The following is a 21,001-nucleotide window of genomic DNA, read 5'->3' as shown; positions in this document are numbered from 1 at the left end:
TGCAGCCGGTGCGAAACCAGTCGGGCAGCACGTTCAAGGCAAGCCCCGGGGCACGCCGACGTCATCGTTCATGTCATTTACCGCAGCACAGATATCCCAGCCGCCGGACAGGACGAATGAGCGACACAAAAGGGCTCGCCAAAAAAAAGGCCTGCTCAGGGCAGGCCGATTTTTCAAGCGTCAGGATCAGAACAGCTTGCGACCCTTGTTCGCCGCAATACGCATGCGCAGGGCGTTGAGCTTGATGAACCCGGCCGCATCGGCCTGGTTGTAGGCGCCGCCGTCTTCTTCGAAGGTCGCGATATTGGCATCGAACAGCGAGTCATCGGACTTGCGCCCGGTCACGATCACGTTGCCTTTGTACAGCTTCAGGCGCACGACGCCGTTCACGTTGACCTGGGAAGCGTCGATCATCTGTTGCAGCATCAGGCGCTCAGGGCTCCACCAGTAACCGGTGTAAATCAGGCTGGCGTACTTGGGCATCAGCTCATCCTTGAGGTGAGCCACTTCGCGGTCCAGGGTGATCGATTCGATTGCCCGGTGGGCGCGCAGCATGATGGTGCCGCCCGGGGTTTCGTAGCAGCCGCGGGACTTCATGCCGACATAACGGTTCTCGACGATGTCCAGGCGACCGATGCCATGTTCGCCGCCGATGCGGTTCAGGGTCGCCAGCACGGTGGCCGGGCTCATTTCCACGCCGTCCAGGGCGACGATATCGCCGTTGCGATAGGTCAGCTCCAGGTATTGCGGGGCATCGGGGGCCTTCTCCGGGGAGACGGTCCAGCGCCACATGTCTTCTTCGTGCTCGGTCCAGGTGTCTTCGAGCACGCCGCCTTCATAGGAGATGTGCAGCAGGTTGGCATCCATCGAGTACGGGGATTTCTTCTTGCCGTGACGCTCGATCGGGATCGCGTGCTTCTCGGCGTAGTCCATCAGTTTTTCACGGGACAGCAGGTCCCATTCACGCCACGGGGCAATGACCTTCACGCCGGGCTTGAGGGCATAGGCGCCCAGCTCGAAGCGGACCTGGTCGTTGCCTTTGCCGGTGGCGCCGTGGGAAATGGCATCGGCGCCGGTTTCGTTGGCGATTTCGATCAGGCGCTTGGCAATCAACGGACGGGCGATGGAAGTACCCAGCAGGTACTCGCCTTCGTAAACGGTGTTGGCGCGGAACATCGGGAACACGAAGTCGCGGACGAACTCTTCGCGCAGGTCGTCGATGTAGATCTCTTTGACGCCCATGGCCTGGGCCTTGGCGCGTGCAGGCTCGACTTCTTCGCCCTGCCCCAGGTCAGCGGTGAAGGTCACCACTTCGCAGTTATAAGTGTCCTGCAGCCACTTGAGGATCACCGAAGTGTCCAGGCCGCCGGAATACGCCAGAACGACCTTGTTTACGTCCGCCATGCCATCACTCCACGGGTTCTACGGAAAGCCGTGAAGTCTAACGTCCAGCGCGGATAATTTACAGAGGCGCGACAGCTTATGACGACGAAGCGACAGATTATGTCGAGAGCGCGACGATCAAAATCGAATCAAGTCGTACGCGCCGTGGCAGGCGCGGACGTCGCGGCAGGCGTCTTGGCCGGAGCCGCAGCCGGTGCCGGTGCCTTAGCCGGAGTCGCAGGTGGCGTGGCTTGGGGCACGGGCGCGGGTGTTTGCACGGCGGGCGCCGGAACTTCGGTCGGCGCGACGCGCGCCAGGTGCACGACCACGCGGCGATTCTTCGCCCGGTTGGCCGCGTTGGTGTTGGGTGCCAGAGGGTATCGTTCACCATGGAAGCGCACGGTAATCTGCGACTCCTGGAAACCATTGGCCTTGAAGAACTCCTGCACCGCCAAGGCCCGGCGGCGCGACAGTTCACGGTTGGTCAGGCGGTTGCCGCTGTTGTCGGAGTGACCGTCAAGTTCCACATGGTTGACGCTCGGGTCGGCCTTGATGAAGTCGAGCATGACTTGCAACTGCGCCTTGGCCCGGGCATCGAGTTCGACTTCTTCGCCCGGGAAGCCGATCTGGGTTTCTTTCACCTGCTCGAAATTTTTTGGCAACAACTTCGCCACGCAACCCTGATAGTCACTGAAGGCCTTGTTGAACCGCACCGGCAACAGACGGACTTCCGAAACCCGCCCGTCTTCGGTGTTGCGCCGCACCACCGGGCTGCGGCCTTCCATCAGGCCGCTGATCAGCCGGCCCGCCTGGACCTGGGAGCTGTTGAACAGCACATCACCACTGCCGATCCTGACCGAACCCAGGTTGATGTCGCCCCGCCCTGGCTGCCAGGGCGCAGCCGCTGCCAGCAAGGTGGCCGAACCGCCACCGAGCATCGGGTTATACGCCTTGAGGCGGAACGTGGCCTGTTCGCCCGCCCGACGCACGAATTCGCCGCTGCCGAAATCGGTGATCGGCTGGCTCAACCGGCACTCGAACTTGTCACCTTCGACCGTCCACTCAATGCTCTCCAGACGGGTCTGGAAAGTGAGCGCCATCGCGGGAAGGCTGGCAAACACACTGAGCAGGGCTAGATAACGCTGGCGCACGGGCGGCTCCACTGGCTTTCATTACAAAGATCGACACCCGCTGAGCGTATGACGCAGGTCCCTGGCGCTCCACGGATTCGTGGCACACCTGTAGGAGCTATCGGTCGCTTGGGCCAGAACTTGATAGCGGGTGCCTGAATCGGTCTTTTCCGGTAGCATTCCCCAGAGTTTGACCCGCCTGGAAGCCCCCCAATGTCCGACCGCCTGACCCTGCTGCGTCCCGACGACTGGCATATTCATCTTCGCGATGGTGCTGTGTTGACCCATACCGTCGCCGATGTCGCGCGCACCTTCGGGCGCGCAATCATCATGCCTAACCTGGTTCCGCCGGTGCGCAATGCCGCCGAGGCCGATGGCTATCGCCAGCGTATCCTCGCCGCGCGCCCGGCCGGCAGCCGCTTCGAACCGCTGATGGTGCTGTACCTCACCGACCGCACCCAGCCCGAAGAGATCCGCGACGCCAAGGCCAGCGGCTTTGTCCATGCCGCCAAGCTGTACCCGGCGGGCGCGACCACCAACTCTGATTCCGGTGTCACCAGCATCGACAAGATCTTCCCGGCGCTGGAAGCCATGGCCGAGGTCGGCATGCCCTTGCTGATCCACGGTGAGGTAACCCGCGGCGACGTCGATGTGTTCGATCGCGAGAAAATCTTCATCGACGAGCATATGCGCCGCGTCGTGGAGCGTTTCCCGACGCTCAAGGTGGTGTTCGAACACATCACCACCGGCGACGCCGTGCAGTTCGTCAACGAGGCCCCGGCCAACGTCGGCGCGACCATCACCGCCCATCACCTGTTGTACAACCGCAACCACATGCTGGTGGGCGGGATCCGGCCGCATTTCTATTGCCTGCCGATCCTCAAGCGCAACACGCACCAGGAAGCCTTGCTCGACGCCGCCACCAGCGGCAGCGCCAAGTTTTTCCTCGGCACAGACTCGGCGCCCCACGCCCGCCACGCCAAGGAAGCCGCCTGCGGTTGCGCCGGCTGCTACACCGCCTACGCCGCCATCGAGATGTATGCCGAAGCGTTCGAGCAGCGCAACGCGCTGGATAAGCTCGAAGGCTTCGCCAGCCTGCATGGCCCGCGCTTCTACGGCCTGCCGGTGAACACCGACCGTATTACCCTGGTCCGCGATGAGTGGACCGCCCCCGTCAGCCTGCCGTTCGGCGAGCAGACTGTCATCCCGCTGCGCGCCGGTGAAAAACTGCGCTGGCGCCTGCTGGAGGAAAACGCGTGAGTGAAGATCATTTCGACGAGGAAATGGACGGCAACGGTGGTTCGGGCGGCGCCCGTCACCCGATGGCCGCCCGGTTTCGCGGCTACCTGCCGGTCGTCGTCGACGTAGAAACCGGTGGTTTCAATTCGGCCACCGACGCCTTGCTGGAAATCGCCGCGACCACCATCGGCATGGACGAGAAAGGCTTTGTGTTCCCCGACCACACCTATTTCTTCCGCGTCGAACCGTTCGAAGGCGCCAACGTCGAAGCCGCCGCCCTGGAATTCACCGGGATCAAGCTCGATCACCCGTTGCGCATGGCCGTCAGCGAAGAGACGGCCCTGACCGATATCTTCCGTGGCGTGCGCAAGGCGCTGAAGGCCAATGGCTGCAAGCGGGCGATCCTGGTCGGCCACAACAGCAGCTTCGACCTCGGCTTCCTCAACGCTGCCGTTGCTCGCCTGGACATGAAACGTAACCCGTTTCACCCGTTCTCCAGCTTCGACACGGCGACCCTCGCCGGCCTCGCCTACGGCCAGACCGTACTGGCCAAGGCTTGCCAGGCCGCCGACATCGATTTCGACGGCCGCGAAGCCCATTCGGCCCGCTACGACACCGAGAAGACGGCCGAGCTGTTCTGCGGGATCGTCAACCGCTGGAAGGAAATGGGCGGTTGGCAGGATTTCGACGACTGAGGCATTGCTGGCGCGAGACTTTGCTTTTGTGGCGAGGGAGCTTGCTCCCGCTTGACCGGGCTGGCGCTCCAGTGCGCAGCGCTCACAACATCTTGGGGCGGCTACGCCACCCAGCGGGAGCAAGCTCCCTCGCCACAGACCAGCGCCCAGCTTCAGAACCCATAAAGTTTCAGAACCCATAAAAAAACCGGCCCATCGAGGGCCGGTTTTTTTTATGCCTTGTGCGCTTACAGCTTGTCGCCGTGCTCGCCCAGGTAAGCGGCAACGCCTTCAGGGGAGGCGGTCATGCCCTTGTCGCCTTTCTTCCAGTTGGCCGGGCAGACTTCGCCGTGCTCTTCGTGGAATTGCAGGGCGTCGACCAGACGGATCAGCTCTTCCATGTTACGGCCCAGTGGCAGGTCGTTGATGATCTGCGAACGGACCACGCCTTTGTCGTCGATCAGGAACGCGCCACGGAAAGCTACGCCGCCTTCGGACTCAACGTCATAGGCCTTGGCGATTTCGTGCTTCATGTCGGCAGCCATGGTGTATTTCACCTGGCCGATGCCGCCATTGTTGATCGGGGTGTTGCGCCAGGCGTTGTGAGTGAAGTGCGAGTCGATCGAGACCGCGATCACTTCAACGTTGCGCGCCTTGAAGTCGTCCATGCGGTGATCCAGTGCGATCAGCTCGGACGGGCAGACGAAGGTGAAGTCCAGCGGGTAGAAGAACACCAGGCCGTATTTGCCTTTGATGGCCGAGGACAGGGTGAAGCTGTCGACGATTTCGCCGTTGCCGAGGACGGCTGGAACGGTGAAGTCAGGGGCTTGTTTGCCTACGAGTACGCTCATTGGATATCTCCTGGTGTAGTAACGTGAAAACAAGGTCCGGGCCAGCCTGCCACCTTGAGGCGACAGCCCTGTGACACGAACCCGCTTTGCAAGGACCGACCATCATACACCGCGCATTTGGCCTGTCTTCAACGGTTTTTGGGCGTTATCGAAAAATCGCCAGAGTGCCAGCAGAAACCGTTCGTCAGCCCGGCACGGCTCTAGCCCAAGGGCTTCAGAAACCACTTTGACAATCATTCTCGTTAACATTAAGATCCGTCTCAATTGAGTCACAACCAGCGACGGTTCTCACTTATGTATGTATGCCTCTGCACTGGCGTCACCGACGGACAGATCCGCGAAGCGATCTATGAAGGTTGCTGCAGCTACCGTGAAGTCCGCCAGGCCACCGGCGTAGCCAGCCAATGCGGCAAATGCGCGTGTCTTGCCAAGGAAGTGGTTCGCGAAACCCTCGCCAAGGTACAGACGGCACAGGCAGCGATCCCCTACCCGGTCGAATTTACCGCCGCGTGATAAACAGCTTTTCCAGGAACCGGACTCAGCGTCCGGTTTTTTTATGTCCGAAAATCAAACAGTTAGCACCAAGACGCGGAACACAAACATTCTTATTCCGATTAATTTTCATTTATTATTCAATAACTTAGGTTTGACACTGGTAAATACGCGGCTCAAACTCCGCCTTATACACCGCCATTTACAGGACAGGCCCTCACCATGAAAGGCGACATTACAGTCATCCAGCATCTCAACAAGATCCTCGCCAATGAGCTGGTCGCGATCAATCAATACTTCCTGCATGCGCGCATGTATGAGGATTGGGGCCTGAACAAGTTGGGCAAGCACGAGTATCACGAATCCATCGACGAGATGAAGCACGCGGACAAGCTGATCAAGCGCATCCTGTTCCTCGAAGGCCTGCCGAACGTCCAGGACCTGGGCAAGCTGCACATCGGTGAACACACCCGGGAAATGCTTGAATGCGATCTGCGCATCGAACGCACCGGCCACGCCGACTTGAAAGCCGCCATCGCCCATTGCGAAAGCGTTGGTGACTTCGGTAGCCGCGAACTGCTGGAAGATATTCTCGAATCCGAGGAAGAACACATCGACTGGCTGGAAACCCAACTGGGCCTGATCGACAAAGTGGGTCTTGAGAATTACCTGCAATCGCAGATGGGCGAAGAGTAACTTTCCCGCCGGCGAGCCACTAAAAAGCCCCGCCCTCTTAACGAGAGGCGGGGCTTTTTATTGCCTGAATTTCCAGGCTTCACTCATTCTCTGTGGGAGCGGGCTTGCTCGCGAAAGCGGTGGGCCAGAAACATCAATTGCGTCTGATACACCGTTTTCGCGAGCAAGCCCGCTCCCACAAGGGCCGTATTCAGCCACAAATCAGTGGTGAACAGCCCCCTCGGATCAGGCTTCGGTCTTGTTCGCCGCTTTTTCGACAGCTTCCTTGATCGTGGTTTGCAGCGAACCGTCAGCCGCCATCTCGGTCATGATGTCACTGCCGCCGATCAGCTCACCGGCTACCCACAGCTGCGGGAAGGTTGGCCAGTTGGCGTACTTGGGCAGGTTGGCGCGGATTTCCGGGTTCTGCAGGATGTCCACGTAGGCAAACTTCTCGCCACACGCCATCACCGCCTGAGCAGCCTTGGCCGAGAAACCGCACTGTGGCGCGTTTGGCGAGCCTTTCATGTAGAGCAGGACGGTATTGTTGGCAATCTGGTCTTTAATGGTTTCGATGATATCCACGGAGCACCTCGGCTTAAACTTCGCGACTCAAGTCGTCGACACGGTGGCGCATTGTAACGGAAAGCCGAGCTCCCTGCTCGGTCTCCTCCAGGGACAAATTCACGCAGCCGCCACCTTCACCGGCACGCCGTTGAGTGCCGCGTTGCCGGACAACTCATCGAGCTGACAGTCATCGGTCAGGTCATTGGCGCTCGAACCCGGCTGCTCACGGGCGATGGTCATCTGCACCCCAGGCCGGGCGTGCCCCCAGCCATGAGGCAGGCTGACCACGCCTTTCATCATGTCCAGGCTGCCTTGCACTTCGACCTCGATGACGCCCACCCGCGAACTGACCTTCACGCGCTGCCCGTCGACAAGCCCCCGGCTTTCAAGGTCATCCGGGTGCATCAGCAGTTGATGACGTGGCTTGCCTTTCACCAGCCGATGGAAGTTGTGCATCCAGGAGTTGTTGCTGCGCACATGGCGTCGACCAATCATTAGCAGCTCATCCGGCTGGGGAGCCTGCAATGCGGCGAAGCGCGCAAGGTCGGCCAGTATCACCGCAGGCGCCGCCTGTATCCGTTGGTTTTCGGTTTTCAAGCGTGCCGCCAGGTTGGGCTTGAGGGCGCCAAGATCGATGCCATGGGGATGGTCGAACAGGGTGGCCAGGGACAGCTTGTGTGGCGAAGCATCACCATATGCCCCATGACGCAGGCCCAGGTCGATCATCTGCGCCGGAGGCATGGTTGGTTTGAGTTCCTTGCCGGTTTTGGCAGCGAAGGCCTTGGCCAGGCCGACGAAGATTTCCCAGTCGTGCAAGGCCCCTTCAGGCTTGGGCAGGATCGCCCGGTTGAAACGGGTCACGTTGCGCACCGCGAACAGATTGAACGTGGTGTCGTAATGGTCGTTTTCCAGTGCCGAGGTCGACGGCAGGATCAGGTCGGCGTAACGCGTGGTTTCGTTGATGTAGAGATCGACGCTGACCATGAACTCCAGCCCGTCCAGCGCCTGCTCCAGCTGCCGCCCGTTGGGGGTGGACAGCACCGGGTTGCCAGCGACGGTGACCAGCGCACGAATCTGGCCTTCACCTTCGGTCAGCATTTCTTCGGCCAGGGCCGACACCGGCAACTCCCCGGCATACTCGGGACGCCCGGAGACGCGGCTCTGCCAACGGTTGAAATGGCCACCGGAAGTGGTGGCCACCAGATCCACCGCCGGCTCGGTGCACAACGCGCCGCCGACCCGGTCGAGATTACCGGTGACCAGGTTGATCAGCTGGATCAGCCAGTGGCACAGCGTGCCGAACGCCTGGGTCGAGACCCCCATCCGTCCGTAGCAGACCGCTGACGGCGCGGCGGCGAAGTCCCGGGCCAATTGACGGATCTGCGCTGCCGGCACCGCGCAAAGCGGGCTCATCGCCTCAGCCGTGAATGCGGCGACGGCTTCACGCACGTCCTCCAGGCCATCCACCGGCAGGTGGCTGTCGCGCACCAGTCCTTCGCTGAACAGCGTGTTGAGCAAGCCAAACAGCAAGGCAGCGTCGCCCCCCGGGCGCACGAACACATGTTGATCGGCGATGGCCGCCGTTTCACTGCGGCGGGGATCGACCACCACCACTTTGCCGCCACGGGCCTGGATCGCCTTGAGGCGTTTCTCCACATCCGGCACGGTCATGATGCTGCCATTGGAGGCCAGCGGGTTGCCGCCCAGGATCAGCATGAAGTCGGTATGGTCGATGTCCGGGATCGGCAGCAGCAGGCCGTGGCCGTACATCAGGTGACTGGTCAGGTGATGGGGCAGTTGATCCACCGAGGTCGCCGAGAAGCGGCTACGGGTTTTCAACAGGCCGAGGAAATAGTTGCTGTGGGTCATCAACCCATAATTGTGGACACTGGGGTTGCCCTGGTAGACGCCTACCGCATTCTGGCCGTGGCGGGCCTGAATGTCCGCCAGCCGTTCAGCAACCAGGGCGAAGGCATCGTCCCAGGCGATGGGCTGCCACTCGTCACCCACGCGCTGCATGGGTTGGCGCAGGCGATCCGGATCGTTCTGGATATCCTGCAGCGCCACCGCCTTGGGGCAGATGTGGCCGCGACTGAAGCTGTCCAGCGCATCACCCTTGATCGAGGTGATCGTCAGGCCCTGATCGGCGGTTTCGGTGGTTTCGAGGGTCAAGCCACAGATGGCTTCACACAGATGGCACGCACGGTGGTGGAGAGTCTTGGTCATGGCCAGTCTCTGTTTTGTTCGTGGCGGGCGCTTTCGGCCGCGGGAACAAAACTATGGCGCGTGATTCCCGGCTGCGCCAGCGACGTTCGTCCTGTGAATTGCCGGGCATCAGGCCCACCGATGCAGTGTTCTCAAGGATGTTCGGGAGGAGGCGCCAGCAGTTGGATTTCCTCGACGGTCTCCACCTGCTCCTGGCTGATGGGCTCGCCAGTCAGCTCACCGATCAAGCGCCAATGCTCGTCGAGCCCGCCACTGATGGTTGCCATGCGGTCGATCATCCGGCGACCGGCGGTCTTGATGACCTCGTCTTCGCTGCGCAGCAATTCGAACGACAAGGACGTCACCGACGCGGTGAGGTGCGTCAGGGAGCGTGTCGTCAGCCCCAGCAGTTCCATCAGTTGTTGCTCTTTCGAATCCATTTCGGCGCTCCTGCGTCTCGGGATTCATTTATAACCCAGGCCTTTGCATTAGGAAATGTTTCACGGCCGACTGGGATCAGTAGAACCCCCAATCAGTGCAGACAAATCAGCGCGCCGAAGCGTGGCATGCTGGCCCCGCTTGATTGCCAAGCGGCGTAGCGCCAGTGTACAAATGAGTCGCTGCTGTCCGGAAACCGGCTCCAAACGTGTCGTCCCTGGCCAGGGATGCGCCCGCTGCAATCCCCAAAAACCGTAGCCCTATTGGTAAGACGCGACATTTAATGTCAATATCGCGCCTTCCCCTATTTTCGTCGCCCCGTGCGGCTTTTGCCGCAGGTCTCGCCCGTTTTTTCCTTGAACAAGGCTTTGAGCATCTGCGGTCTGTTACAAAAAGGTAGTCAATCATGAGCGCAAGGCACTTTCTCTCCCTGATGGATTTCACGCCCGATGAGTTGCTCGCCGTGATCCGTCGAGGCGTGGAGCTCAAAGACCTGCGTAATCGCGGCGTACTGTTCGAGCCCTTGAAAAACCGCGTACTGGGGATGATCTTCGAGAAGTCATCGACCCGCACTCGCATCTCTTTCGAAGCCGGGATGATCCAGCTGGGCGGCCAGGCGATCTTCCTGTCGCCGCGCGACACCCAGCTGGGCCGCGGCGAACCCGTCAGCGACTGCGCCATCGTCATGTCGAGCATGCTCGATGCCGTGATGATCCGCACCTTTGCCCACAGCACCCTGACCGAATTCGCCGCCCACTCCCGCGTGCCGGTGATCAATGGCCTGTCCGATGACCTGCATCCCTGCCAGTTGCTGGCCGACATGCAGACGTTCCTCGAACACCGTGGCTCGATCCAGGGCAAGACCGTGGCCTGGATCGGCGACGGCAACAACATGTGCAACAGCTATATAGAAGCGGCGATCCAGTTCGACTTCCAACTGCGCATCGCCTGCCCTGAAGGCTATGACCCCAACGCCGAACTGCTCGCCAAGGCTGGAGAACGGGTCAGCATCGTCCGCGATCCCAAGCTGGCCGTAGCTGGTGCGCACCTGGTGAGCACTGACGTCTGGACCTCCATGGGCCAGGAAGAAGAAACCGCCAAGCGCCTCAAGCTGTTCGCGCCACTGCAGGTCAACCGGGCCCTGCTCGACCTGGCGGACGCCGACGTGTTGTTCATGCACTGCCTGCCGGCCCACCGTGGCGAGGAAATCAGTGTCGATCTGCTGGACGATCCTCGCTCGGTCGCCTGGGCACAAGCGGAGAATCGTCTCCACGCCCAGAAAGCCTTGCTGGAGTTCCTGGTCGAGCCGGCGTATCACCACGCATGAGCCATTCCCTGCTGCTGAACCTGCATAACCTGGCCTGCGGTTACCAGGACCAACGGGTTGTCCAGAACCTCAACCTGCACCTCAATGCCGGTGATATCGGCTGCCTGCTCGGTTCGTCCGGCTGTGGCAAGACCACGACGCTGCGCGCCATTGCCGGCTTCGAGCCGGTCCACGAGGGTGAAATCCAACTGGCCGGGGAAACCATCTCCCGCGCCGGCTTCACCCTCGCACCGGAAAAGCGCCGTATCGGCATGGTCTTCCAGGACTACGCGCTGTTCCCCCACCTGAGCGTGGCCGAGAACATTGCCTTCGGCATCCGCAAGTACCCGGACCAGGCCCGCGTGGTGGAGGAACTGCTGGAACTGGTCAACCTGAAGAACCTGGGCAAGCGCTTTCCCCATGAGCTGTCCGGGGGCCAGCAACAACGCGTGGCACTGGCCCGCGCCCTGGCACCCGAACCGCAACTGCTGCTACTCGACGAGCCGTTCTCCAACCTCGACGGCGAGCTGCGACGCAAGCTCAGCCATGAGGTGCGCGACATCCTCAAGGCCCGTGGCACCAGCGCGATCCTGGTCACCCACGACCAGGAGGAAGCCTTCGCCGTGAGTGATCATGTCGGGGTGTTCAAGGAAGGTCGCCTGGAGCAGTGGGATACGCCCTACAACCTGTATCACGAACCGCTGACACCCTTTGTCGCCAGCTTCATCGGCCAGGGCTACTTCATTCGCGGCCGCCTCGACAGCCCGGAATCGGTACAGACCGAACTCGGCGTCCTGCGCGGCAACCGCGCGTACACCTGGCCCGTTGGCTGTGCGGTAGATGTGCTGCTGCGACCGGACGACATCGTCTACGCCCCGGACAGCCCGCTCCAGGCGCAAATAGTCGGCAAGACGTTCTTGGGCGCCTCGACCCTATATCGCCTGCAATTGCCGACTGGCGCGCAACTGGAATCGATCTTTCCAAGTCATGCCGATCACCAGGTCGGTGCCAGTGTCGGCATTCGCGTGGCGGCTGAGCATCTGGTGTTATTCCAGGCGTCAGGGAGCACGGCGGCGCATCTGCCTGCGGCAGAGAGTGGCGTGCGGCGGTACAGCACAGCCCATTGATTCGTCGATTGTCGGATGGTTTTTGTGGCGAGGGAGCTTGCTCCCGCTGGGCCGGGCTGGCGCTCCAGCGCGTAGCGGCCCCAAAAAACATGCGAGCGCTGCGCACTCGAGCGGGAGCAAGCCCTCGCCACAAAAGCTCCCTCCTAATGATCAGCCCAGTGAAAGGGTTCCACTGGCCACCAACCTCGCATCTCCGCCTATCTTCACTCGCTCCCCCTCCAGCCGACAGAACAGCGCCCCGCCCCTGGCCGAACATTGATAAGCCGTCAGCCCCAGCTTGCCCAAGCGCTTGGACCAGTAAGGAATCAGGCTGCAATGAGTCGAACCGGTCACCGGGTCTTCATTGATGCCAATCGCCGGGGCGAAATAGCGCGAGACAAAATCATGCCGGCTTCCCGGAGCCGTGACGATTGCGCCCGGCCATGGCAGCTTCGCCAACGCCGCCATGTCCGGTTTGCAATCGAGCACCGCCTGCTCCGACTCCAGCACCACGAACAGCTCGTTGGAACTCAGCACATCCACCACATCCACCCCAAGGGCGCTTTGGACCGCCAGGGATGTCCCCAACTCGACCGGTGTGATGACCGGGAAATCCAGCCACAGTCGCTCGCCTTCACGAGTCACGCTCAACGGCCCGGATTTGCAGATGAAGTCCAGTCGCTCAGCCGTTTCGTGGTAGACCTCAAACAGCACATGAGCACTGGCCAACGTGGCATGCCCGCACAACGGCACTTCCGTGGTGGGCGTGAACCAACGGATATGCCAATACTGGCCTTCGCGCACCACAAACGCGGTTTCAGCCAGGTTGTGCTCGGCGGCGATTTTCTGCATCAAGTCATCGGCCAGCCAGGCGTCGAGCCGATAGACCATCGCCGGATTGCCGCCGAACGGTCGGTCACTGAACGCATCGACCTGATGAAACGCAAGCTGCATGGCACTTCTCCTTGTTATTGACGGGCCAGCATGGAGTGCATGGGGCGGGTTATCCAGTGACAGATCCGCAGAATTTTCACCCGACAGCCCCGGATGAGGCCCACCACTGTTGTGACGAGGGAGCTTGCTCCCACTGGGCTGCAAAAAAGCAGCCCCGATGAATCAGACCCGCCCGATATCGGCGAACTTCGCCCCGGTATGCTCCGCCAGCACCGACGGCGCCAGCTCAACCTCCAATCCTCGCCGTCCCGCACTGACAAAGATAGTCGGGAGCGGCTGTGCGGAGCTGTCAATAAACGTGCGCAGGCGCTTTTTCTGCCCCAACGGGCTGATGCCGCCCAGCAGATAGCCAGTGGAGCGCTGGGCAGCGGCCGGGGCGGCCATTTCGACTTTCTTCACCCCGGCAGCGTGAGCCAGGCCCTTGAGGTCCAGGCTTCCAGCCACGGGCACCACCGCCACCAACAGCTCGCCTTTTTCGCTGGCCGCCAGCAAGGTCTTGAACACCTGCGCCGGCTCCAACCCAAGCTTTTCCGCCGCCTCCAGTCCGTAAGACGCGGCTTTGGGGTCATGTTCATAACTGTGAATGCGATGTTCGGCGCGCGCTTTCTTAAGCAGATCCAATGCGGGTGTCATGACCGCTCCTGGCAGGAAATCCAAAAAGAGTGGCGGGATTCTAAGGCATCAGCCACCAAAAGACCTTGCAACGCATTGCCGATGCGGCCTACGGGAAAAGTCATTCATGGGACGAATAATTGAAATGTGACCGATGGTTCACTTTCGACCTTTGACTTCAGCGTTTCTTGTCTATATTTTTTCGAAACTGAAAGCAAAAACACAGGTCTCAAGCAACAACCCGAGCGCAGGTGGAAAAGTTCGCCTCGGAGGAAATTGCGCTATCGAGCAGTATCGGTGCGCCGCAAAACAACAAAAACCGAGGTTTGAATGACTATTGCTTTACAACAGCCGCCCCTCTCCAGCCAATGCCTGGCCGAATTCCTGGGGACTGCCCTGCTGATTTTCTTCGGCACCGGCTGCGTCGCAGCGCTCAAGGTTGCGGGGGCGAGTTTCGGTTTGTGGGAAATCAGCATTATCTGGGGCGTCGGGGTCAGCATGGCGATCTACCTCAGTGCTGGTGTCTCAGGCGCGCACTTGAATCCCGCGGTCAGTATTGCCCTGTGCCTGTTCACTGACTTCGAAAAACGCAAACTGCCGTTCTATATTCTTTGCCAGGTCGCCGGTGCTTTCTGCGGGGCGTTCCTGGTCTACACGCTGTACAGCAATTTATTCTTCGATTTCGAACAGTCCCGTCAGATGATCCGCGGCACCGAAGCCAGCCTCGAACTGGCCTCGGTCTTCTCGACCTACCCACACGCGGCATTGTCCACCGGACAAGCATTCATGGTGGAGGCCATCATTACCGCCATCCTGATGGGCGTGATCATGTCCCTGACCGATGACAACAATGGCCTGCCCCGTGGCCCACTCGCACCACTGCTGATCGGCTTGCTGATTGCGGTGATTGGCAGTTCCATGGGCCCGCTCACCGGCTTTGCGATGAACCCGGCGCGGGACTTCGGACCAAAACTGATGACTTTCTTTGCGGGCTGGGGTGAAATTTCCCTCACCGGTGGACGCGATATCCCGTATTTCCTGGTTCCGATTTTCGCACCAATCGTGGGTGCTTGCCTCGGTGCTGCCGCCTATCGTGGGTTGATTGCCCGCCATTTGCCTGGCGCCACAGCGGCTACAAAGGATGCAGAACGGACCATTGACGGCAAACCCAGAACGTCTTGAAAAAAATCGGCGCAAGCTCCTGCCATTCGAGCATGCGCCGCGGCTTCCTCCCTTATTTACGTCCCAAGGCAATCGACATGACCGACATTCAGAACAAGAACTACATCATTGCCCTCGACCAGGGCACGACCAGCTCGCGAGCGATCATTTTCGACCGTGATGCCAACGTGGTCTGCACCGCCCAGCGCGAATTCGCCCAGCATTACCCCCAGGCCGGCTGGGTCGAGCACGACCCGATGGAAATTTTCGCCACCCAGAGCGCGGTGATGGTCGAAGCCCTGGCCCAGGCCGGCCTGCACCATGATCAGGTCGCGGCCATTGGCATCACCAACCAGCGTGAAACCACCGTGGTCTGGGACAAGACCACCGGCCGGCCGATCTACAACGCCATCGTCTGGCAATGCCGCCGCAGCACCGAAATCTGCCAGCAACTCAAGCGCGATGGGCACGAACCGTACATCAGCCAAACCACGGGCCTGGTAACCGACCCGTATTTTTCCGGGACCAAGCTCAAATGGATCCTGGATAACGTCGAAGGCAGCCGCGAACGTGCACGCAATGGCGAGCTGCTGTTCGGCACCGTCGACAGCTGGCTGATCTGGAAATTTACCGGCGGCAAGGTCCACGTCACCGACTACACCAACGCCTCGCGCACCATGCTGTTCAATATCCACTCGCTGGAATGGGACGCGAAGATGCTCGACATCCTCGACATCCCCCGGGAAATGTTGCCGGAAGTGAAGGCATCCTCGGAAATCTATGGCCGCACCAAGAGCGGCATCGCCATCGGTGGCATTGCTGGCGACCAGCAGGCCGCCCTCTTCGGCCAGATGTGCGTGGAACCGGGCCAGGCGAAAAATACCTACGGCACCGGCTGCTTCCTGCTGATGAACACCGGCACCAAGGCCGTCAAGTCCAATCACGGCATGCTCACCACCATCGCCTGCGGCCCTCGTGGTGAAGTGGCCTACGCCCTGGAAGGCGCTGTATTCAACGGTGGCTCCACGGTGCAATGGCTGCGCGATGAGCTGAAAATCATCAACGACGCTTTCGATACCGAATACTTCGCCAACAAGGTCAAGGACACCAACGGCGTGTACCTGGTGCCGGCTTTCACCGGCCTGGGCGCGCCGTACTGGGACCCCTATGCCCGTGGCGCATTGTTCGGCCTGACGCGCGGCGTACGGGTCGATCACATCATTCGTGCGGCGCTGGAGTCGATTGCCTACCAGACCCGCGATGTGCTCGATGCCATGCAGCAGGACTCGGGCGAGCGCCTCAAGGCCCTGCGCGTCGACGGCGGCGCGGTGGCGAACAACTTCCTGATGCAATTCCAGGCCGACATCCTCGGCACCCAGGTCGAGCGCCCGAAAATGCGCGAAACCACGGCCCTCGGCGCAGCCTACCTGGCTGGCCTGGCGTGTGGTTTCTGGGGCAGCCTGGAAGAACTACGCGGCAAAGCGGTGATCGAGCGCGAATTCGAACCGCAACTGGATGCGCCGGCGAAAGAAAAACTCTACGCCGGCTGGCAGAAAGCGGTGAGTCGCACCCGCGACTGGGAGCCCCACGAAGACGCTGAATAAGCCGGAGTCGGGCACGATGAAGGTTCTGTAACTGGCCGGGAGTCGATTCCTGCGGCATCATGGGCATATTTCGGCAGCCCTAAGGACGCCCATGAATCTGCCTCCCCGTCAGCAGCAAATCCTCGAACTGGTCCGCGAGCGCGGCTATGTCAGCATCGAGGAAATGGCGCAATTGTTCGTTGTAACCCCGCAAACCATCCGCCGTGACATCAATCAATTGGCGGAAGCGAACCTGCTGCGCCGCTACCATGGCGGCGCTGCCTATGATTCGAGCGTCGAAAACACCGCCTACGCCATGCGCGCCGACCAGATGCGCGACGAAAAGCAACGCATCGCCGAAGCCATCGCCGCCCAGATTCCCGATCACGCCTCGCTGTTCATCAACATCGGCACCACCACCGAATCCATCGCCCGGGCGCTGCTCAATCACAACCATCTCAAGGTCATCACCAACAACCTGCATGTGGCGTCGATCCTCAGTGCCAAGGATGATTTCGAAGTCCTGATCGCCGGCGGCAACGTGCGACGCGACGGCGGCGTGGTCGGCCAGGCCAGCGTCGACTTCATCAACCAGTTCAAGGTCGACTTCGCCCTGGTGGGCATCAGCGGTATCGATGAGGACGGTAGCCTGCTGGACTTCGACTACCAGGAAGTGCGCGTGTCCCAGGCGATCATTGCCAACGCCCGACAAGTGTTGCTGGCGGCGGACTCGAGTAAATTCGGGCGCAACGCCATGGTCCGCCTCGGCCCCATCAGCCTGATCGACTGCCTGGTGACCGACCAGCAACCGGTGCCGGCCCTGGCGCAGTTGTTAAGCCAGCACAAGATTCGGCTGGAAGTGGTTTGACTGCCATCCATCCGTCCAACGTTACGGGCTCGAAAACTCTGCTAGCTTGAAAATAGCCAAGCTGTCGAATACCAGATTTGCTGACAGACCATGACATTGGGTCTGTGCCTTCTCAATCCTGCGTTCGTTTGGGACACCCGCTGCGCACCAGCCGAGCGGGCGCTGACCAAATGACCACGGCACGTAGTAGCTGCCATGACTTGAATGTGTGGAGTTACTACTATGGCCAATTTGCCAAAAGACCTGCGTTACCTTCCTGGTGCCGATGTACTGGATCTCCCGATGGTCATGGAGCTTTCGCCGGAGAATGGAAGTCTTGATTTGACCGCGGTTGCCGAGTCAGGAGCCGTTGTCCGCATAGCGGTCTATCCGGGCATGAGTGCAAACGATACGGTCCAGCTTTCATGGCTGGGCGGGGATGATGCGAGCAGCTATTACTCAAAGTCGTCGATACGGGATCCCGAGCGGTTTATCGATTTCGTGGTGCCCAAGAATGTTCTACGCGCAGATCCGGGGACGCCTCCGGGAGGGTATTACGCCCGCCCTCATGTCAGCTATCAGGTTTTTCCAGCCTCTGGGGAAAACAAGGAATCGGCGGTCAACTCCCTGTCTTTCCATCGAAACGAACGCCCATCGAACCCGCCAGCCGACGTGCCTGCTGCCATTGGTGGCCAATTCGACCCTGACAAAATTCCCGATCCCGGACTTACTGTTATTTTTCCTCGATTCGTTGCCCTTTGGGCTAGATGGACAAGCTACGGACGCGACGGCAGGGTGATCTATAGCGAGCGTTTTGGGGTAGGCGATGACCTCTCTGTGGTCATTTTTCGCCCTGTCCTGAACCTGACCGAGGATGGTGGCGAGGTACGCATCGTCTATTACACGGGGGATGATGAAAATATCCTTGGGACATCCCTTCCAGCCGTGCTGAAAGTCACGCGCGATTGAAAGCTGAATAAGAGTCGGCGGCGCGCTTTCAACGTCGCCGATCAGCTTTTAGCCTGAATACCCTGAACTCATTCTCTTCCCAAGGAGCTCTACAATGACTACGGCACGTAGTAGCTGCCGCGACTATTACGTGTACGGAGCTGACATGACGAATTCCAAGAAAGATCTACGCCCTCTTTCAACAGCCAACATCCTCGATCGTCCGATGGTCATGGACGTCCCTCCAGAGTCAGGGGTACTGGATTTGCCCGCCGTTGCTGACTCAGGAGTTGTGGTCCGCGTAGCGGTCTATCCGGAAATGGCTACAAACGACACAGTCCAACTGTTATGGCGAGGCAGTAATGAAGCGAGCAGTTACTATGCGAAGTTATCCGTGAGAGACACGGAGCACTTTCTGGATTTCATTGTGCCCAAGAGCGTTTTGCTGGCAGATCCAGGTACACCGCCGGGAGGTGATATAGCGCGCCCCCTGGTCAGCTACGAAGTTTTCCCGACCTCCGGTGGCCCGAAGAAAGAGTCGGCGATTACCGGACTGTATTTTGTAGTCTCCTGGGCATCGACCCCCTCGAACCTGCCCCCTACCGTGCCCGCGGCAGCTGATGGCCTATTGGACCCGGACCAGATAACCGATCCCGGACTCACCGTTCTTTTCCCCCGACCGGTGATTGTTAATGCTAGATGGACAAGCTATGGACGCGACGGCAGGGTGATTTATATGGAGCGCTTTGGGGTGGGGCCAGAACTCTCGGTCGTCATTTTCCGCTCGATTCTGGACCTGACCGAGGATGGCGGCGAAGTCCGCATTATTTACTCCACGAGTAATGATGAAAGCATTCTCATCCACTCGCTTCCCGCCGTCTTACAAATCAGCCGCAGTTGACACCGAGCAAGCGCCGGCGATGCGCTATCCGCGTCGCCGGTACCCACTTTGCAAGCTTTCCTGAACGCTCACGTTTCCCGTAACAAGGTACCCACGCCTCTCCATTTTTCGAAAATTTTCCTTTCAGGTTCCTTTGATCAGTATTTTCAATCGAAGTTGACTGGCTGTTGGCGTCTTTCTGGGCTAGTATTTTCGCAAATGAACATTAATGTTCGAAATCAAATATTACGAAAAAAGCCCGAGGCCAGCCGATGCCCACTTCTACCTTGCCTACGCCCCCTCTCGCCGAGATCTACGACATCGCCGTCATTGGCGGTGGTATCAACGGCGTGGGGATTGCCGCGGACGCTGCCGGGCGCGGTCTTTCGGTGTTCCTGTGCGAAAAGGATGACCTGGCCAGCCATACCTCCTCGGCCAGCAGCAAGCTGATCCACGGCGGTCTGCGCTACCTTGAACATTACGAGTTCCGCCTGGTGCGCGAAGCCCTGGCCGAGCGCGAAGTGCTGCTGACCAAGGCTCCGCACATCGTCAAGCAAATGCGTTTCGTCCTGCCTCACCGCCCGCACCTGCGTCCGGCCTGGATGATCCGCGCCGGCCTGTTCCTCTACGATCACCTCGGCAAGCGCGAGCAGCTCGCAGGCTCCAAGAGTCTGAAGTTCGATGCCAGCAGCCCGCTGAAAAGCGAGATCACCAAGGGTTTCGAATACTCTGACTGCTGGGTCGACGATGCCCGGCTGGTGGTGCTCAATGCTATGGCCGCCCGGGAACAAGGCGCCCATGTGCACACCCGCACCCGCTGCGTGAACGCCCGCCGCAGCAATGGCTTCTGGCATCTGCACCTGGAGCGCGCCGACGGCAGTCTGTTTTCGATCCGCGCCAGGGCGCTGGTGAACGCCGCCGGCCCGTGGGTCGCCAAGTTCATCCGTGATGACCTGAAGATGGAATCGCCCTACGGCATCCGCCTGATCCAGGGCAGCCACGTGATCGTGCCGAAACTCTACGAAGGCGAGCATGCGCACATTCTTCAGAACGAAGACCAACGCATCGTGTTCACCATTCCGTACCTGAACCAGTTCACCTTGATCGGCACGACTGACCGCGAATACACCGGTGACCCGGCCAAGGTCGCGATTACCGAAGGCGAGACCGACTATCTGTTGAAAGTGGTCAACGCCCACTTCAAGAAACAGATCAGCCGCGACGACATCCTGCACAGCTATTCCGGCGTGCGGCCGCTGTGCAACGACGAATCCGACAACCCGTCGGCCGTCACCCGGGATTACACCCTGGCGCTCTCTGGCAGCGACAAGGAAGCGCCCTTGCTCTCGGTATTCGGCGGCAAGCTGACCACCTATCGCAAGCTGGCTGAATCGGCGATGGCACAACTGGCGCCCTACTTCACCCAGATGCGCCCGAGCTGGACGGCAGTCGCCACGCTTCCTGGCGGCGAGAACATGACCACCCCGCAGGCGCTGTGCTCGGCGATCCGCGACAAGTTCGACTGGCTGCCGACCGACATCGCCCGCCGTTGGGCGACCACCTACGGCAGCCGCACCTGGCGCATGCTCGAAGGCGTGCACAACCTCGCCGACCTGGGCGAGCATATCGGTGGAGGCCTCTACACCCTGGAAGTCGACTACCTGTGCAGCGACGAATGGGCGGTCAATGCCCAGGACATCCTCTGGCGCCGCAGCAAGCTGGGCTTGTTCACCACGGCGGCGGAACAGGAAAAACTGCAGCAGTACCTGGATAAGGTCGAACACAACCGGCGCAAGATCGAAGCGGCCTGATCACTCGCTTGCTTGATCAAAGCCCCTGAATCGTTCGATTCAGGGGCTTTTTGCTGTCTCAAACTCATCACTACCCATGTGGGAGCGGGCTTGCTCGCGAAGGCGGTGTGTCAGTCGACGTTCCTTTTCGCTGACACAC

General features: G+C 60.3%; 20 protein-coding genes. 12 read left to right on the top strand and 8 right to left on the bottom strand.

Annotated features, from left to right (window positions below; all coding sequences use genetic code 11):
* Positions 1 to 186 precede the first annotated feature (186 nt).
* Positions 187 to 1,404, bottom strand: a complete 1,218-nt coding sequence (locus tag RGM2987_RS07355) for an argininosuccinate synthase (RefSeq protein ID WP_215004087.1) — start codon at positions 1,402 to 1,404, stop codon at positions 187 to 189.
* A gap of 128 nt (positions 1,405 to 1,532) precedes the next feature.
* Positions 1,533 to 2,534, bottom strand: coding sequence for an OmpA family protein (locus tag RGM2987_RS07350; protein ID WP_245139440.1), 1,002 nt, complete (start codon positions 2,532 to 2,534; stop codon positions 1,533 to 1,535).
* A 192-nt stretch (positions 2,535 to 2,726) separates the two neighbouring features.
* On the opposite strand from RGM2987_RS07350, the gene pyrC reads away from it, so the two are divergent.
* Together pyrC and rnt are read left to right on the top strand one after the other, a co-directional pair.
* A complete protein-coding gene (pyrC, locus tag RGM2987_RS07345; RefSeq protein ID WP_245139439.1) occupies positions 2,727 to 3,773 on the top strand; it encodes a dihydroorotase in 1,047 nt (348 codons plus the stop codon).
* Positions 3,770 to 4,447: a ribonuclease T gene (gene rnt, locus RGM2987_RS07340; protein WP_245139438.1), complete on the top strand. Its 678-nt coding sequence runs from the start codon at positions 3,770 to 3,772 to the stop codon at positions 4,445 to 4,447. Before pyrC ends, rnt begins: the two co-directional genes overlap by 4 nt.
* Before the next feature lie 227 nt (positions 4,448 to 4,674).
* Here rnt and RGM2987_RS07335 read toward each other — a convergent pair whose 3' ends face one another.
* Entirely contained in the window at positions 4,675 to 5,277 is a 603-nt protein-coding gene (locus tag RGM2987_RS07335; RefSeq protein WP_106270441.1) for a peroxiredoxin, read from the bottom strand.
* A 294-nt stretch (positions 5,278 to 5,571) separates the two neighbouring features.
* On the opposite strand from RGM2987_RS07335, the gene RGM2987_RS07330 reads away from it, so the two are divergent.
* The gene (locus RGM2987_RS07330; RefSeq protein WP_042729348.1) at positions 5,572 to 5,790 is read left to right on the top strand and encodes a bacterioferritin-associated ferredoxin; all 219 of its coding nucleotides are present in this window, start codon (positions 5,572 to 5,574) and stop codon (positions 5,788 to 5,790) included.
* 201 nt (positions 5,791 to 5,991) lie between these two features.
* A complete protein-coding gene (gene bfr, locus RGM2987_RS07325; RefSeq protein WP_003178701.1) occupies positions 5,992 to 6,465 on the top strand; it encodes a bacterioferritin in 474 nt (157 codons plus the stop codon).
* Between the two features lie 225 nt (positions 6,466 to 6,690).
* Here the strand turns inward: bfr and grxD are convergent, their stop codons facing one another.
* The 3 genes from grxD to RGM2987_RS07310 all read right to left on the bottom strand — a co-directional run bounded on the left by grxD (position 6,691) and on the right by RGM2987_RS07310 (position 9,656).
* Positions 6,691 to 7,029, bottom strand: a complete 339-nt coding sequence (gene grxD, locus RGM2987_RS07320) for a Grx4 family monothiol glutaredoxin (RefSeq protein WP_245139437.1) — start codon at positions 7,027 to 7,029, stop codon at positions 6,691 to 6,693.
* Positions 7,030 to 7,128: 99 nt separating this feature from the next.
* Complete coding sequence (locus RGM2987_RS07315; RefSeq protein WP_245139436.1) at positions 7,129 to 9,237, bottom strand: molybdopterin oxidoreductase family protein; 2,109 nt, start codon at positions 9,235 to 9,237, stop codon at positions 7,129 to 7,131.
* A gap of 131 nt (positions 9,238 to 9,368) precedes the next feature.
* Complete coding sequence (locus tag RGM2987_RS07310; RefSeq protein ID WP_245139435.1) at positions 9,369 to 9,656, bottom strand: hypothetical protein; 288 nt, start codon at positions 9,654 to 9,656, stop codon at positions 9,369 to 9,371.
* A gap of 404 nt (positions 9,657 to 10,060) precedes the next feature.
* On the opposite strand from RGM2987_RS07310, the gene argF reads away from it, so the two are divergent.
* Positions 10,061 to 10,981 carry an ornithine carbamoyltransferase gene (gene argF, locus RGM2987_RS07305; protein ID WP_245139434.1) on the top strand — a complete coding sequence of 307 codons (921 nt, stop codon included), beginning with the start codon at positions 10,061 to 10,063 and terminating at the stop codon, positions 10,979 to 10,981.
* Positions 10,978 to 12,087, top strand: a complete 1,110-nt coding sequence (locus tag RGM2987_RS07300; RefSeq protein WP_245139433.1) for an ABC transporter ATP-binding protein — start codon at positions 10,978 to 10,980, stop codon at positions 12,085 to 12,087. Before argF ends, RGM2987_RS07300 begins: the two co-directional genes overlap by 4 nt.
* 150 nt (positions 12,088 to 12,237) lie before the next feature.
* Here the strand turns inward: RGM2987_RS07300 and RGM2987_RS07295 are convergent, their stop codons facing one another.
* The gene (locus RGM2987_RS07295) at positions 12,238 to 13,020 is read right to left on the bottom strand and encodes a PhzF family phenazine biosynthesis protein (RefSeq protein WP_245139432.1); all 783 of its coding nucleotides are present in this window, start codon (positions 13,018 to 13,020) and stop codon (positions 12,238 to 12,240) included.
* A 162-nt stretch (positions 13,021 to 13,182) separates the two neighbouring features.
* Positions 13,183 to 13,653 (bottom strand): Cys-tRNA(Pro) deacylase, encoded by a 471-nt coding sequence (gene ybaK / locus RGM2987_RS07290; protein ID WP_245139431.1) that lies wholly within the window; start codon positions 13,651 to 13,653, stop codon positions 13,183 to 13,185.
* 309 nt (positions 13,654 to 13,962) lie between these two features.
* Here ybaK and RGM2987_RS07285 point away from each other — a divergent pair, with 309 nt between their 5' ends.
* From RGM2987_RS07285 to glpD, 6 genes are all read left to right on the top strand, one after another.
* On the top strand, positions 13,963 to 14,814 hold the full coding sequence (locus tag RGM2987_RS07285) for an MIP/aquaporin family protein (RefSeq protein ID WP_245139430.1): 852 nt from the start codon (positions 13,963 to 13,965) through the stop codon (positions 14,812 to 14,814).
* Positions 14,815 to 14,891: 77 nt separating this feature from the next.
* Positions 14,892 to 16,397, top strand: a complete 1,506-nt coding sequence (glpK, locus tag RGM2987_RS07280; protein ID WP_245139429.1) for a glycerol kinase GlpK — start codon at positions 14,892 to 14,894, stop codon at positions 16,395 to 16,397.
* A gap of 91 nt (positions 16,398 to 16,488) precedes the next feature.
* Positions 16,489 to 17,244 carry a DeoR/GlpR family transcriptional regulator gene (locus tag RGM2987_RS07275; protein WP_039591738.1) on the top strand — a complete coding sequence of 252 codons (756 nt, stop codon included), beginning with the start codon at positions 16,489 to 16,491 and terminating at the stop codon, positions 17,242 to 17,244.
* A gap of 222 nt (positions 17,245 to 17,466) precedes the next feature.
* Positions 17,467 to 18,192: a hypothetical protein gene (locus RGM2987_RS07270; protein ID WP_245139428.1), complete on the top strand. Its 726-nt coding sequence runs from the start codon at positions 17,467 to 17,469 to the stop codon at positions 18,190 to 18,192.
* A gap of 145 nt (positions 18,193 to 18,337) precedes the next feature.
* A complete protein-coding gene (locus RGM2987_RS07265) occupies positions 18,338 to 19,072 on the top strand; it encodes a hypothetical protein (protein ID WP_245139427.1) in 735 nt (244 codons plus the stop codon).
* A gap of 251 nt (positions 19,073 to 19,323) precedes the next feature.
* On the top strand, positions 19,324 to 20,862 hold the full coding sequence (gene glpD / locus RGM2987_RS07260; RefSeq protein WP_245139426.1) for a glycerol-3-phosphate dehydrogenase: 1,539 nt from the start codon (positions 19,324 to 19,326) through the stop codon (positions 20,860 to 20,862).
* Positions 20,863 to 21,001 lie beyond the last annotated feature (139 nt).

Source organism: Pseudomonas sp. RGM2987 (genome assembly GCF_022952855.1).
Taxonomy (GTDB): domain Bacteria; phylum Pseudomonadota; class Gammaproteobacteria; order Pseudomonadales; family Pseudomonadaceae; genus Aquipseudomonas.
This window is presented reverse-complemented; position numbering and strand designations above follow the sequence as displayed.

Excerpts from the sequence above, each read along its gene's own strand:
- RGM2987_RS07335 (WP_106270441.1), bottom strand. The coding sequence starts at position 5,277 with ATGAGCGTACTCGTAGGCAAACAAGCCCCTGACTTCACCGTTCCAGCC.
- ybaK (WP_245139431.1), bottom strand. The coding sequence starts at position 13,653 with ATGACACCCGCATTGGATCTGCTTAAGAAAGCGCGCGCCGAACATCGC.
- RGM2987_RS07355 (WP_215004087.1), bottom strand. The coding sequence starts at position 1,404 with ATGGCGGACGTAAACAAGGTCGTTCTGGCGTATTCCGGCGGCCTGGAC.
- RGM2987_RS07285 (WP_245139430.1), top strand. The coding sequence starts at position 13,963 with ATGACTATTGCTTTACAACAGCCGCCCCTCTCCAGCCAATGCCTGGCC.
- RGM2987_RS07330 (WP_042729348.1), top strand. The coding sequence starts at position 5,572 with ATGTATGTATGCCTCTGCACTGGCGTCACCGACGGACAGATCCGCGAA.
- RGM2987_RS07295 (WP_245139432.1), bottom strand. The coding sequence starts at position 13,020 with ATGCAGCTTGCGTTTCATCAGGTCGATGCGTTCAGTGACCGACCGTTC.
- bfr (WP_003178701.1), top strand. The coding sequence starts at position 5,992 with ATGAAAGGCGACATTACAGTCATCCAGCATCTCAACAAGATCCTCGCC.
- RGM2987_RS07275 (WP_039591738.1), top strand. The coding sequence starts at position 16,489 with ATGAATCTGCCTCCCCGTCAGCAGCAAATCCTCGAACTGGTCCGCGAG.
- argF (WP_245139434.1), top strand. The coding sequence starts at position 10,061 with ATGAGCGCAAGGCACTTTCTCTCCCTGATGGATTTCACGCCCGATGAG.
- glpK (WP_245139429.1), top strand. The coding sequence starts at position 14,892 with ATGACCGACATTCAGAACAAGAACTACATCATTGCCCTCGACCAGGGC.
- RGM2987_RS07315 (WP_245139436.1), bottom strand. The coding sequence starts at position 9,237 with ATGACCAAGACTCTCCACCACCGTGCGTGCCATCTGTGTGAAGCCATC.
- RGM2987_RS07300 (WP_245139433.1), top strand. The coding sequence starts at position 10,978 with ATGAGCCATTCCCTGCTGCTGAACCTGCATAACCTGGCCTGCGGTTAC.
- pyrC (WP_245139439.1), top strand. The coding sequence starts at position 2,727 with ATGTCCGACCGCCTGACCCTGCTGCGTCCCGACGACTGGCATATTCAT.
- RGM2987_RS07265 (WP_245139427.1), top strand. The coding sequence starts at position 18,338 with ATGACGAATTCCAAGAAAGATCTACGCCCTCTTTCAACAGCCAACATC.
- RGM2987_RS07270 (WP_245139428.1), top strand. The coding sequence starts at position 17,467 with ATGGCCAATTTGCCAAAAGACCTGCGTTACCTTCCTGGTGCCGATGTA.
- RGM2987_RS07310 (WP_245139435.1), bottom strand. The coding sequence starts at position 9,656 with ATGGATTCGAAAGAGCAACAACTGATGGAACTGCTGGGGCTGACGACA.
- glpD (WP_245139426.1), top strand. The coding sequence starts at position 19,324 with ATGCCCACTTCTACCTTGCCTACGCCCCCTCTCGCCGAGATCTACGAC.